Source organism: Flavobacterium sp. (assembly GCF_021151785.1).
GTDB lineage: Bacteria > Bacteroidota > Bacteroidia > Flavobacteriales > Flavobacteriaceae > Flavobacterium.
In genome coordinates this window covers 1-12457 of the sequence record NZ_JAGKWP010000073.1, presented here as the reverse complement: position 1 = coordinate 12457, position 12457 = coordinate 1, and the positions used below count along the sequence as shown (strand labels likewise).

General features: G+C 29.4%; 14 protein-coding genes. 4 read left to right on the top strand and 10 right to left on the bottom strand.

The window, feature by feature from the left end:
• From QZ824_RS08345 to QZ824_RS08335, 3 genes are all read right to left on the bottom strand, one after another.
• A partial coding sequence (locus QZ824_RS08345) for a geranylgeranylglycerol-phosphate geranylgeranyltransferase (protein WP_291275559.1) occupies positions 1–754 on the bottom strand: 754 nt, incomplete at its 3' end.
• A 17-nt stretch (positions 755–771) separates the two neighbouring features.
• Positions 772–1299, bottom strand: a complete 528-nt coding sequence (locus tag QZ824_RS08340; protein ID WP_291275558.1) for an HAD family hydrolase — start codon at positions 1297–1299, stop codon at positions 772–774.
• The gene (locus QZ824_RS08335; protein ID WP_291275557.1) at positions 1283–2032 is read right to left on the bottom strand and encodes a Rossmann-like and DUF2520 domain-containing protein; all 750 of its coding nucleotides are present in this window, start codon (positions 2030–2032) and stop codon (positions 1283–1285) included. Before QZ824_RS08335 ends, QZ824_RS08340 begins: the two co-directional genes overlap by 17 nt.
• Positions 2033–2182: 150 nt before the next feature.
• Between QZ824_RS08335 and yaaA the strand changes: the two genes are divergently transcribed.
• Positions 2183–2941: a peroxide stress protein YaaA gene (yaaA, locus tag QZ824_RS08330; protein WP_291275556.1), complete on the top strand. Its 759-nt coding sequence runs from the start codon at positions 2183–2185 to the stop codon at positions 2939–2941.
• A gap of 52 nt (positions 2942–2993) precedes the next feature.
• Here the strand turns inward: yaaA and QZ824_RS08325 are convergent, their stop codons facing one another.
• The 5 genes from QZ824_RS08325 to QZ824_RS08305 all read right to left on the bottom strand — a co-directional run bounded on the left by QZ824_RS08325 (position 2994) and on the right by QZ824_RS08305 (position 8247).
• Entirely contained in the window at positions 2994–4565 is a 1572-nt protein-coding gene (locus QZ824_RS08325) for an MDR family MFS transporter (protein ID WP_291275555.1), read from the bottom strand.
• Between the two features lie 6 nt (positions 4566–4571).
• The gene (locus QZ824_RS08320; RefSeq protein ID WP_291275554.1) at positions 4572–5651 is read right to left on the bottom strand and encodes an HlyD family secretion protein; all 1080 of its coding nucleotides are present in this window, start codon (positions 5649–5651) and stop codon (positions 4572–4574) included.
• Positions 5652–5660: 9 nt separating this feature from the next.
• Positions 5661–6968 (bottom strand): TolC family protein, encoded by a 1308-nt coding sequence (locus QZ824_RS08315; RefSeq protein WP_291275553.1) that lies wholly within the window; start codon positions 6966–6968, stop codon positions 5661–5663.
• Entirely contained in the window at positions 6955–7581 is a 627-nt protein-coding gene (locus QZ824_RS08310) for a TetR family transcriptional regulator (RefSeq protein ID WP_291275552.1), read from the bottom strand. The genes QZ824_RS08315 and QZ824_RS08310 overlap by 14 nt, the downstream gene beginning before the upstream one ends.
• A 96-nt stretch (positions 7582–7677) precedes the next feature.
• Complete coding sequence (locus QZ824_RS08305; protein ID WP_291275551.1) at positions 7678–8247, bottom strand: aminodeoxychorismate/anthranilate synthase component II; 570 nt, start codon at positions 8245–8247, stop codon at positions 7678–7680.
• Positions 8248–8391: 144 nt separating this feature from the next.
• On the opposite strand from QZ824_RS08305, the gene QZ824_RS08300 reads away from it, so the two are divergent.
• Both QZ824_RS08300 and QZ824_RS08295 read left to right on the top strand, forming a co-directional pair.
• Positions 8392–8946, top strand: coding sequence for a Smr/MutS family protein (locus QZ824_RS08300; protein ID WP_291275550.1), 555 nt, complete (start codon positions 8392–8394; stop codon positions 8944–8946).
• A 3-nt stretch (positions 8947–8949) separates the two neighbouring features.
• Positions 8950–10071 carry a cysteine desulfurase family protein gene (locus QZ824_RS08295; protein ID WP_291275549.1) on the top strand — a complete coding sequence of 374 codons (1122 nt, stop codon included), beginning with the start codon at positions 8950–8952 and terminating at the stop codon, positions 10069–10071.
• Positions 10072–10140: 69 nt separating this feature from the next.
• On the opposite strand, the gene QZ824_RS08290 is transcribed toward QZ824_RS08295, so the two are convergent.
• A complete protein-coding gene (locus tag QZ824_RS08290) occupies positions 10141–10620 on the bottom strand; it encodes a winged helix-turn-helix transcriptional regulator (protein ID WP_014388434.1) in 480 nt (159 codons plus the stop codon).
• Between the two features lie 18 nt (positions 10621–10638).
• The gene (locus QZ824_RS08285; RefSeq protein WP_291275548.1) at positions 10639–11793 is read right to left on the bottom strand and encodes a M14 family zinc carboxypeptidase; all 1155 of its coding nucleotides are present in this window, start codon (positions 11791–11793) and stop codon (positions 10639–10641) included.
• A gap of 271 nt (positions 11794–12064) precedes the next feature.
• On the opposite strand from QZ824_RS08285, the gene QZ824_RS08280 reads away from it, so the two are divergent.
• The coding region (locus QZ824_RS08280) for a helix-turn-helix transcriptional regulator (protein WP_291275560.1) at positions 12065–12457 on the top strand (393 nt) is incomplete at its 3' end.

Here is a 12457-nt window from a genome sequence, read left to right as displayed (position 1 = left end):
TAATAACATATGTTAAATGAAATAGATTGTTGTAAATAAAGTAAATTAAAAAACCTAGTAATCCAGCTAGAGTTAATGAAATTAATATTTTTGTTGGATTAATACCAAAATAGGTAGCGGATGTAGAAATTCCGCAAGCTTGATCTCCTTCATAATTTTCAATTGTTTTTACCATTTCACGAGCAAAATTTATTAAAAAAGCCATTACTGCATATTGCAATAAAAAATGCATCATATTTGTCATTTGATCATTATTAAAACCAAACATGTAGGGGAATATATTAAATAAAATAATGACAATTATACTTGTTGATGCTAAAAAAGCAATAATTGCATTTCCTACTAAAGGAATTTGCTTTAGACCATTGGAGTATACATACAATAAGGCTGAACATATTACAAATATAGCAGCCACTGCTGAACGATTCACCTGATTACTCAAATATACCCCTATACCTACTCCAATTATATTTAAAGCAAAATACCAATTAAATGCCATTTTTTCAGAAATAGTTTTTCTAACATAAACTCTATCAGGTTTATTGATATAGTCTACTTCCACGTCATAAATATCATTTATTATATAACCAGCAGCAGCAATACAAATAGTTGCAATAATTAATAAAGCATAATTTAAATCACTGAAACCATGAATTAAACCAGCAAAATTTAAAAAAGTATAACGAACAATGATTTGCATTAAAGCAATCATTACTAAATTTTCAATTCGAATTAATTTTAAAAAATCTTTCATATATAATTGTGACAATGTTAAAAATAGTTGGCTGAAAAATCATCCATCCACGTTCCTTGTACTTTCATTACTTGTTCTATTACATCTCGAACGGCTCCTCTACCTCCATTCACATGAGAAATATATTTAGAAATGCCTTTAATTTCAGGAGAAGCATCTTGAGGACATGTAGATAAACCAACTTTTTGCATAACTAAATAATCAGGAATATCATCACCCATATAAAGCACTTGTTCCGGTTTGATTTGATAACCATCACAAAATTCATAAAACTTTTCAACTTTATCAGAAACACCAAGATGAATATCTTTAATTCCTAGGTTTTGTAAACGAACTCGAACTCCTTCATTACTTCCTCCTGAAATGATACATATAGGATATCCTTTATCCACAGCAGCTTTCATGGCATATCCATCTCTAATGTTCATTTGACGTAATAACTGTCCATCTTGAGAAACATGCACTGTTCCATCAGTTAAAACACCATCAATATCAAAAACAAAAGCTTTGATATCGTTCATTAATTCTTTATAACTTTTTGACATGTTGTATAGATTGAGTCAGTAATTGATAAATATTTTTTTGATTTTCCTCTCTTAAAAAAGCTAAGTGCTTAGCTATCGTTTCGTTATCTCTTCTAATAGCTGGACCTGTTTGTGCCAATTGTGGTGATAAAATTTCAATTTTTGAAGCAGTTTCTTTTATTAGAGGATGTAAAATAGAAAAAGGAATATCATTGTTTTCACAAATCTCATTTCCTATAACATATAAATGATTAACAAAATTACAAACAAAAACAGCGGCTACATGTAATGCTTTTCGTTGCTCATCAGAAACAGGATGTACTTTTTTTGAAATAGCAAGAGCAACTTTTTGTAAGACTTTGAAATCATCTTCATTTTCTGCTTCAAGACAAATTGGAATTTCAGAGAAATCGATAGCTTTTGTTTTTGAAAATGTTTGCAAAGGATAAAAAACACCTCTTCTATTTTTTGCATCTAAACTTGTTATGGCTGATGTACCAGAAGTATGAACAACCAATTCGTTTTTAAAAGGTAATGATTCAGAAACCTCATGAATGGCTAAATCAGTTACACAAATAATATAGATATCTGCTTTATGCAACTCTTGGTACTCACAAGTTTGTATCTCTTTGGGAAAATCAGGAGAATAATAACGAGAAAAAACTTGAAGAACCTCTACTTCATTCGATTTTTTAAACGCCTGAAATAGATGTGTAGCTACATTTCCCGAACCTAATAATACTACTTGAATCATAGAGCGAAGATACACATTTCAAAAGCAAACACAAAATAGATTTTTAATACTTTATTTCATTGCTAACATCAATTTAAGTATGTTTAGAATTTATAGTTGATAATTTTACGTTTATTAAAAATGCTTAATTTTGACAAAAATATAATGTCTATGAAAATTGTTATTTCTCCAGCTAAATCATTAAATTTTGAAAAAAAGGTTCCTACAGATTCCTTTAGTGAAGCCATCTTCTTAAAAAAAGCTGAAACCATCCAAAAAACGCTAAAAAAGAAAAAACCAAAAGAACTCATGGCTTTAATGGATATTTCTGAAAAATTAGCCGAATTAAATTGGCAAAGAAATCAAAATTGGACATTACCTTTTACTCCTGAAAATGCAAGACAAGCTGTTTATGCATTTGATGGTGATGTTTACTCTGGATTAGATGTTTATTCTTTACCGATAGACAAATTATCTAAGTTGCAAGATAAATTGAGAATTCTTTCTGGATTATATGGTTTATTAAAGCCATTAGATTTAATACAAGCGTATCGATTAGAAATGGGCACTAATATCTCAATAGGAGTTAGTAAAAATCTATACGAATTTTGGAAAAAGACACTAACAAATGCACTAAATTCAGAACTTAAACAAGGTGAACTTTTTATAAATTTAGCTAGTAATGAATATTTTAGTGCTATTGATATTAAAACACTTAAAGTTCCAATAATTACACCTGAGTTCAAGGATTATAAAGATGGAAAACTTAAAATTATTTCATTTTTTGCAAAAAAAGCAAGAGGTTCAATGGTACGTTTTATCATTGATAATGAAGTAGAAACTATTGAACAGTTAAAACTATTTAATTATGAAGGGTATGCGTTTGATGCTAATTTAAGTAGTGAACAAAAATTAGTTTTTACAAGATAAAAGACCTCTTTCAAAAAGCATAGAAAAGAGGTCTTTTCAAATAAAAACCTTATTAATGAACATTTGATAAATCAACTTTGCTTTTGCCCGATTTTACGAACAAGACAATAGGAATACAAGCTAGAAACATAATACCTAAAAACATGAATACATCCATATAAGACAATACGGTTGCTTGTTTAGTTACTGATAAATCAATTATTTTATAAGCTTTATCTAAGGCTTCATTAGATGAATATCCCTTCGCAATAAAACCTAATTTTAATTGTTCTATTCGCTGTTGCACAGTCAAACTAGAACCATTTAAGTGACTTATGAGGTCAACTCTATGATTTTGTGACCAACGCGCAATATAAGTGGTAATAATTGCAATACCAAAAGAACCACCAAGTTGTCTCATCATACCTGTAAATGCTGCACCATCACCAATCTCACGTCCTTTTAAACTCGATAGAGACAATGTAGTAATTGGTACAAATAAAAGACCAAGACCAATTCCTCTTAAAAGTAAAGGATTAAACATATGCTCACTACCTGTATCAGGAGTCATGATTGAATACATCCAAAAGGTAAATCCAAAAAAGATAGAAAATCCTAGTGCAACCATGTAAGTTTGGGGAATTCCTTTTTGAATAAGCTTACCAATAATTGGCATCATGATTCCAGTCATAATTGAACTAGGTATTAAGAGTAAACCTGCATCAGTAGCTGTCCAACCCAAAATTGCTTGCGTATAAATAGGAATTACAAAAGTAGAACCATATAATCCAAAACCTAAAATAAAACAGAGAATTACTCCAATTTTTAAATTACTATCATTCAATACCCTAAGATTTACAATAGGATATTTATAAACCAATTCTCTCCAAATAAACAATAATAAACCTACAAAAGAAACAACAGATAAGACAACTATTGTTTGGTTTTCGAACCAATCATCCTGTTGACCATGTTCCAAAACAAATTGTAGCGAGCCTATAAAAGCTGTTAAAAAAAGAATTCCCCACCAATCCACTTGATTGGCTTTCAATTTTTCTCCATATTTTGGACTTTTAACGTAGGTTAAGGTAAGTAATGTAGCTATAATTCCTATTGGAATGTTGATGTAAAAAATATATGGCCAAGAAAAATTATCAACTAAATAACCTCCTAAAGGTGGTCCTAATGTTGGCCCTACAATAACTCCCATTCCATAAATAGCTTGAGCCATTCCCCGCTTTTCAACAGGATATGATTCGGTTATAATGGTTTGTGCAGTTACCAATAAGGCGCCACCTCCCATACCTTGAATAAATCTAAACATTACCAACTCCCAAATATTACTCGCATTTCCACATAAAAACGAAGCCACAGTAAAAATTACAATTGATACTGCAAAATAGTTTCTTCGACCAAATTGTTGTGATAACCAACTCGTCATTGGAATAATAATTACGTTAGCAATTGCATATGCCGTTATTACCCAAGCAACATCTGTTAAGGTAGCACCTAAACTTCCACGCATATCATTCAGTGCTACATTTACAATTGTGGTATCTACAATTTCTAAAAGCGCACAAAGAATTGCTGTAATGGTAATAATTACTCTTCTGTAACCGTATTCAACTAAATTTTCTGTTTCCAAAATGTTTTATTTTACGTGAACATCAACAAATACATTCATTCCAGGTCGTAATAGTTTTACTTTTTCTTTATCATTTGAATTTGATAATTTAATTTTTACTGGTAAACGTTGTACCGTTTTAACAAAATTTCCTGTAGCATTATCCGGAGGTAAAATCGAAAATTTTGAACCCGTTGCTGGTGAAAAAGAAACGATTTCGCCTTCAAAAGAATCATCTGGGTAAGCATCAACCTCTAAAGTTACTTTTTGCCCTTCACGCATTTTATTTAATTGCGTTTCTTTAAAATTAGCTACAACCCAAGTATCTTGATTATTAACTAAATAGAATAAAGCTTGGCCTGGTTGTACCAATTGCCCAACTTGTATATCAATATTAGATACTTGACCATCTACTGAAGCTGTTATAATAGTATAGCTTAAATTTAATTTAGCAGCATCATATGCAGCTTGCGCTCTATTAATATTGGCGTTAGCAACATGAGTTTGTTTAGAAGCAACTGTTATTTTTGATACTACTGCATTTTTCTGATTAGCACTTGCAATTTTCTGTTGTTTCAACATTTCTACTTGTTTTAATGCTTCTTGTTTAGCTGCCCACGCTTGTTCATATTGTTGCTTAGTAATAGACTGATTTTTATATAAATTAGAATAACGTTCAAAATCATTCGAAGCTCGCTCTAAACGAACTTTTGCCATTTCTATACTTTCAGTATTTGATTGAATTGTTGCGTTTGAAATAGAAATATTTGCAGCAGCAGCATCTACATCTGCTTTAGAAACTTCAAACGAATTCTTAGCAGCTAACAAAGCAGCCTCTGCTTCATTCACTTTTACTAAATAATCCTGATTATCAATTATAAAAAGTGTATCTCCTTTTTTTACCATTTGATTATCTTTAACAAATACTTTACTTATATAACCTCCTACTCTAGGAATTATAGGTGTCATATTCTGCTCAATTTGAGCATCATCCGTTTCTTCATGACCTTGTGCATGATTGAATTTGTAAATACCATATATTAGACCTAATACTACAAAAGAACCTAATATTAATGTGAATTTTTTATTTGTCTTTTTCGTTTCCATATTTTTTGATTAATTTTTGTTAGTAGATAATAATGTTCCTTGAGCTGCTTGTAAATCCATGTATTTCAAAACAATATTTGCTCTTCCATAAGTTTCTGAAATTTGTGCTTGTAATTGTTGGGTTTCTGCTTCTAACAAATCATTTGTATCAGCCAAACCATTATCATATTTATCTTTAATAATTCTAAAATTTTCTGAAGCTTGATTAACTGCTTCTTGATATACTTTGTATTGCTCTTTTGCTAAATTGAAATTAGTTTGAGCTGACTTAACTTCGATTTTAACTTGATCATTTAACTGATTAAGATGTAACTCTAACTCTTCAACTTTACTTTTTGCGACTTTCACTTCTTTATTATTTTTAAACAATGAAGAAACATCATAAGAAACACCTACACCAAAATTCATGGCATTAGAAACAGTCAATACATTTTGTAAATCTAAGGCAATATACCCCGACATTAAAGAAATAGAAGGATAGTAATTACTTTTGGCGATTTTTACATTATTTTTTGCTGCTTCAATTTGTGCTGTCATGGCTTTGATATCTTTTCGATTCCATTCATTGAGGGAAGACTCAATTAAAGCCATTTCTTTATCTTTAATTTCAAAATGTGAATTTTCATCCAACTTTAGTAATAAAGCCAATTGATAACTCAAGATTTCTTCGTTAGAAACAGCTTCTTCATAAGCAACTTTATAATTAGAAACCTGTAATTCCGCTTTCAAAAAATCATTTCTTGCTATGATTCCATTGTCCATCATAGCTTTAAAGTCTCTCACTCGCTGAGTAGCTCGCTTAATGTTTTCTTGAATCAATTTTTGACTTTGTTGAGCTTTATATAAATTCAAATATATGGTAATAGCTTCATGTGCTACTTCTTCTTTAGAATAGGCTGCTACATTTTTTTCAGCTTCTAACAAATGCTGAGATAAAGCAACATTATTTTTTATCTTAAACCCAGCAAATAATGGATAAGATAGTGTAGCATTACCTAACATAAGCTGATTGACTTTTGCATTTTGTTGTGACGATGCAGAAGTTGTAGAAGATGAATTATTTAATTTCAAATTTACATTGGCAGAAGACAATCTTTGATATTGACCAGAAATTTTTAAATCGGGTAATTGTCTGTTTTTAGCAACTTGAAATTCTAATTCTTTAGTTTTTACTTTGGCATCAGCTACTTGAGCAGCCGTTGTTTTACTCGAAGCTAATTCAATAACTTCTTTGAGTGTTAAAACTTTTCGTTCTTGAGCCTGAGTTAAAATCAAGGAGAACAGAAAAAAACATAGGGATAATTTACTCTTTTTCATTAGTTAATAAAGCAAGAATGGTTCGTTTAATATGACTTAAAAAAGTCGTTTTTATATAATTAATGTAGGCTTCTTCTGTTTTTAATTGAAGATATTCTTTATAAAAATTGCTATTGGTTTCAAAGTGTATGTATGAACCTATAATCAAAGGAGGAATTAATTCCACCAAAACATTTTTGACAAATACCTGTTGGTCTTGCCCTTCTTTTACAATTGAACGAAGAAATTCAATGTTATGCTCTTTAATTTCATTATATTCTCGACACTCCATTACTCTTTTTTTGATAATTATTTCGGAGTGAATAATATTATAAATGGAGCGATTGGCCTGAATTCGGGTAATATATAACTCAATCACTTTTTCCATTTTTTGAATTGGCGTTATTGATTCCTTGGAAACTTCCTCTATTTTTAAACGCAAGCCTTCAATACGATAAAGTAATAAAGCTTCAAGCAATTTATCCTTTGAACCGAAATAATAAGAAATCATTGCTACATTAACCCCTGCTTCTGTTGCAATATCTCGTACGGATGTGCCATCAAAACCATTTATAGAAAACAGTTTTTCAGCTACGTTTAATATTTCAGTCTTTTTTATGTTATTAGACTTCATCTTTTAATTTTGATGCAAATTTAAACAAACGTTTAATTTAAACAAGTGTTTAATATGTTAAAAAAAAACAAAAAATAAAAGATTGAGTTATAAATTTTAATGGAGAAGCCAATTTTTCAACATCCATTTGCCTTGTGGTGTCATAATACTTTCAGGATGGAACTGAACACCTCTCACATTGAATTCAGTATGCTTTAGTGACATAATCTGTTTGTTTTCATCTACAGAAGTAATGATTAAATCATTGGGCAAATTTTCTTGCGAAACGACCCATGAATGATATCTTCCTACTTCGATTGTAGCTGGTAAACCTTCAAAAATAATATCTTGATTTACAACAGAAATTAATGAAGAAACGCCATGAACTACATTGGTTAAATTTAAAAGTTTAGCCCCATAAACTTCACCTATTGCCTGAAGACCAAGACAAATACCAAGAATATCTTTAGAATTTCCATAATGCTCAATTACCTTTTTAAGTAATCCTGCTTCTTCAGGAATTCCAGGACCAGGAGATAATAAAATTTTATTAAACGGTAATAAGTCATTCAATTGAAACTCATTATTTCTAAAAACTGTTACATCAGCTCCTAAATCTTCTAGATAATGAATCAAATTATATGTAAAACTATCATAATTATCAATTACAACTACACTTATTGCCATAAAATAAATATTGCTAACGAACAAAAGTATCTATTTTAGTTCTATTTTCAAATAAACCATAATTCTAATGTTATTAAAATTAAATTTTAGTTCAATATAACTCTTGTTTTTCATAATTTTGACATTTAAATGCTAGGAATGATAATGGATACAATATTTTTAATTGGTGATGCTGTAATGGTATTAGACGATTCTTTAGAAGGAAAAGTCATTGGCTTTGGTCAACATCAATACATCAAAATAGAGACTACAGAAGGATTTATTTTAGAATATAAACCTAATGAAATTATAAAAGTTTCGAAAGAAGAAACCCCTATTCAATTCAATAAAAGTGTGGCTCAAATTTTGGCTGAGAAAGAACCAAGTAAAAAAAATAAAGCACCACTTATAAAGCCTTCAAAAAAAGAGCAAATGATTTTTGAAGTTGATTTACACTTGGAGAAAATAATTTCTGGTAAACATCAACATATGAGCAATTTTGATAAGTTGTCAATTCAATTAGATGAAGCTAAAAAAGCCATTGAATTTGCTATTTCAAAAAGATACCAAAGAGTAGTTCTTATTCATGGTGTTGGTGAAGGAGTTTTAAAATCTGAATTAGAATTTTTATTGAATAGATATGAGAATGTATCCATTCAAGAAGCGAATTACAACAGATATGGATTGGGAGCTATGGAAATTTACATCAAACAAAATTAAATCATGCAAAAAATATATTTAGACAATGCCGCTACAACCCCACTTCGTACTGAAGTAATAGATGAAATGGTACGAGTCTTAAAAAACGATTTTGGCAACCCTTCTTCTACACATTCATTTGGCAGAAGTGCTAAGAATATTGTTGAAACTTCAAGAAAAACTATTGCAAAGCACTTACGCTGTTCTGCTCAAGAAATTATTTTTACAAGTAGCGCTACAGAATCGACGAATTGGATTTTGAGCCAATTAGTAACTAAACTTGGTATAAAGCGATTCATCACAAGTAAAATTGAGCATCATGCAACATTACATACTGTTGAACATCTTGCGAAAGTTCACAATTTGGAAGTCGTTTATGTTCCTATTTTAAATAATGGAAATATAGACATTTCAGTAGTATCAAAATTACTTGAAGAACCCGTAAAAACTGCCGTTTGTTTAATGCATGTAAACAATGAAATTGGCACCATATTAGATCTCAAAAAAATGAGTGAATTATGTAGTATTAATAAGGCTTATTTCTTTTGTGACACTGTTCAATCTGTTGGTAAAACCGAAATAGATTTAAGTCAAACTCCAATCGATTTTATCATTGCTAGTGCACATAAATTTCATGGTCCCAAAGGGATTGGTTTTGTTTACATAAAAAAGAGTATCCTGATAGACCCCCTATTTTATGGTGGTGAACAAGAAAAAGGATTACGAGCAAGTACAGAAGCAACACATCAAATTGCTGGATTGGCTAAAGCTTTGGATTTAAGCTATTTAAATTTAGATGAGGAACGAGCATATATTTCTGAGTTAAAGACACAGTGCGTCAACTTACTAAAAACTATTTTTCCAGCAGTTGTAATCAATGGAGAAAATACTTTTTACAATATTTTAAACGTAAGTTTACCTATTAGTGAAGACAAGGCTGCTATGCTATTATTTCAATTAGATATGAAAGGTATTGCTGTTTCAAGAGGAAGTGCATGTCAAAGTGGAAGTTCAAGACCTTCACATGTTTTAGCAGAATTTTTGAGTGAAGAAGCTATAAAACATCCTGCGCTTCGGATATCATTTAGTCATTTTAATACTATTGAAGAAATTAAAACTTTAATAGAAATTTTAAATCAGATTTAGAACAAATTAAATTACTTTTTAAAATTTACATTGTATAACATAAAAAAAGCTCTCAAATGAGAGCTTTTTTTATAAATCTTTGAAAATTGTATGCATCAAACGTTTCTTATCATTAATACTTTCTTCTAATGATATCATCGTTTCTGTTCTATATACTCCATCAATATCGTCAATTTGGAAAATTACTTCTTTTGCATGACTTGTATCTCTTGCTCTTATTTTACAAAAAATATTAAATTTCCCAGTAGTAACCGAAGCAACTGTTACAAAGGGAATTTCGTTTATACGTTCTAAAACAAACTTAGTTTGCGAAGTACTTTGCAAAAATATACCCACGTAAGCAATAAAAGAATAACCTAATTTTTCATAATCTAATGTTAAAGAAGAACCTTGAATAATTCCAGCATCTTCCATCTTTTTTACTCTAACGTGAACAGTTCCGGCAGAAATCAATAGTTTTTTAGCAATATCAGTAAAAGGAATTCGGGTATTATCAATTAACATATCCAAAATTTGATGATCTACTTCATCTAAACGAAACTTACTCATAATAATCTATTTATATATTTAACCAACTAACTTTCCATTAACAAATTCTCTATTTCCAATATGGAAATTTGCTTTCTCACCTATTTTAGGAAATTTACCATATATAGAATCAAATAGCTCACCTTTTCCATCATAAACTTGATGTCCAAACAATTCTGTTTCACTTACAATTTGATAAATAACAGCTTCAAAATCAATTTTATTCCCTCTCAGAAACTCAGAATATTGTACTGCAAAGTTAATATTTTTTTCTACATTATTCTCAAAAATTTTCACATTTTTAAAAATTATATCAACAAAACATTTGTTATTTTGAAAAATATTCAAATAATTTTCTAAAACACTAGTAGCTATATCGTTTTCGTTAATAGAGTAAAATGCTGATAACAAAGAAATAAAAACATATTTTCTCACTTCATCTCGCTCATAATCATCTTGAAAATGTCCTGCTTCAAATAAAATTGTAGGAATACCAATACTCGTAAAATAATCGCCCGTGCAATTCAAATTAAAAGAATCATCAAATCTTCCTATTTGACCAGGAATATAGTTGCTTAAATTTTTAACTATTCCATTTATAATGTTTGCAGCTTTAACTCTAGTTTCATTAAATGTTCTTGTTTCATCAAATGCTGCTGTTAAAAAAGACATAGTTGCTGGTTTTTGAGTCTCTATTAAACCAAAAATAGTTCGCTGATCATGCATATTAAAACAATAATCAGGTTGGAATTCATTTACTAATTGCCTTAAAATTAAACTCTCTTTTTGAGTACACTCTAAAGCATCTCTATTCAAATCTACTTTATTAGCATTTTCTCTTGTATACAACTCAGCACCATCAGGATTAAGCATTGGAATTACGCAAACCATGAATTTTTCTTTAATGAATGAATAAAAACTAGGCTCTATTCGACAATAATTCAAAAAATCAATTAATCCTTTTGTTGAGGTAGATTCATTACCGTGCATTTGAGACCAAATTAAAATCTTAGTTTTACCTTGACCAAATGTAATGGATGAAATAGTTTTACCTAACTCAGACTTACCAATCTCTTTTATTTTAAAAGCTGAATGAAATGTTTTCAAAAAAGTGTCAATTTGATCTAAAACAACATATCGACCTTTTATTGGATGATATAAAAATTTTGTTGCTAAATGTAAATCATTTTTCATGTTACAAATGTAAATAGAAATAAATTTACAATTGTAAACAGTTGAAAAAGCCTTCTTTTTTACAATTGTAAACATTAAATACTCATGTTTGTTTACAAAATTAATTTTATTTATACATAAAAATTTATTTATTTAAAAATCAATTAATTAATTCTATTTAACTAAACTATAAGTTTATATATTTTACCACTCGTTATCAAATTTACAATTGTAAATAGTAGTTGTGTTTTTAAATTTATTACATTTGTAAACAACAAATGTAATTTTGTAAATTATGATTTTAGAAGATTTTATTAAGCGATTAGAACAGCTATTTGAGTACTATGGATTATCTGCATCTTCCTTTGCTGACAAAATTCAAGTGCAACGCTCTACTATCTCTCACCTACTTGCGGGTAGAAATAAACCTAGTTTAGATTTTATTTTAAAAATTGTGGAATATTTTCCAGAAGTTGATGTATTGTGGATACTAAATGGAAAAGGAACATTTCCAAAAAATACTTTATTAGAAAATACTACTGACTCTATTTTCACAAAACAAGAAAACATAAAAGAGCAAATAGATTTATTCTCCAACGAAAATACTAACAACAAAGTAACTATGAAAGAAAAGGATAAATCTATTCCTAACGATATTAAAGAACAGGATTGGCCTCATTCAGAA